The 1,061-nt window shown below is 66.1% G+C and carries 1 protein-coding gene and 1 pseudogene; one reads left to right on the top strand and one right to left on the bottom strand.

From position 1 onward, the window contains the following. Window positions 1–732 (top strand): annotated as a pseudogene (locus tag ABZ215_RS43845) (transcriptional regulator); the annotation flags it as partial. Window positions 733–755: 23 nt separating this feature from the next. On the opposite strand, the gene ABZ215_RS43840 reads toward ABZ215_RS43845, so the two are convergent. Beyond that, a partial coding sequence (locus ABZ215_RS43840) for a winged helix-turn-helix transcriptional regulator (RefSeq protein WP_354956882.1) occupies window positions 756–1,061 on the bottom strand: 306 nt, incomplete at its 5' end.

The following is a 1,061-nucleotide window of genomic DNA, read 5'->3' as shown; positions in this document are numbered from 1 at the left end:
GCAGCCTTCCAGCCCCGGATACGCGAGCTACTGGTGTTCTTGGCCGTGCATCCCGACGGCGTCAGCCGCGAAGCGCTCGTCGCCGCACTGTGGCCGGCCAGCCCACCCGAGAAGACCACCAACGCGCTGAACACCAGCCTCACCCGTCTCCGCCGCGCTCTCACCACCGCGACCGAAGGTGCGCTGTCCGATGTGGTCCTCACTGGAGAGGGACGCTACCGCCTCAACCCTGACCTCGTCGACGTCGACTACCACCACTTCGCCGCCGCAGTCTCGCAACGCCGCGCCGCGGCGAACCAGCACGACCGGATCGCCGCCTACCGCCGCATCGTCGACAGCTACACGGGACCACTGGCGGACGGCCTCAGCACCGAGTGGATCGAAACAGCCCGCGAATCGATCCGTCGCGACGCCATCGACGCGGTGGCCGCGCTCGCCCGCACACTGGTCGAGCACGACCCGCAGCAGACACTCGATCTGCTGGAGATCGCACGAGCCTTCGACCCGCACAATGAGCTGATCTACCGCGACATCATGCGGCTGCAGGAACGCCTGGGACAACTCGATGCCATCCCGCGCACGCTGACCCTGCTGACCACCCGTCTCGCGGAGATCGACGACCGGCCCACACCGCAGGCGATCGCCTTGGCCGAACGGCTACGTCGCCGGCACGACGGCGCTGACGAATCGCTGGAAGACGAACGCGCCCGCGAGCGCAGGTGGGCCGGATAGGCACCCGGCCCGATGCCCCGTTGTCATCGCAGCCGCGGGCGCTGATCGTCGTGGCGTTGTTCGTCGATTTCCGCACTGTGCTGCCGGCTGTAGGCCTGCGCCTGGGCGAGCAACTCGGGATGTTTGCGCGTCCATTCGATCAATGGCTCGGCCAGCTCCAGCACCTCGGCGACGTCCGGGTTCAGCGAGTACTCGACCTCACGCGGAAAAGAGGTCTCACTGGTCTGACGGGAAATGATTCCCTGTTCACGCATCTTTTTCAGCGTGCGCGCCAGAATGCTATCGTGCAGGACGGGGTGTTTGTCTGTCCAATTCTCGTCGATGGAATA

Source organism: Amycolatopsis sp. NPDC006131 (assembly GCF_040614175.1).
GTDB classification, from domain to species: Bacteria; Actinomycetota; Actinomycetes; order Mycobacteriales; family Pseudonocardiaceae; genus Amycolatopsis_E; species Amycolatopsis_E tucumanensis.
Note: the sequence above shows the minus strand (reverse complement) of the source record. Positions and strands in the feature narration are given on the sequence as shown.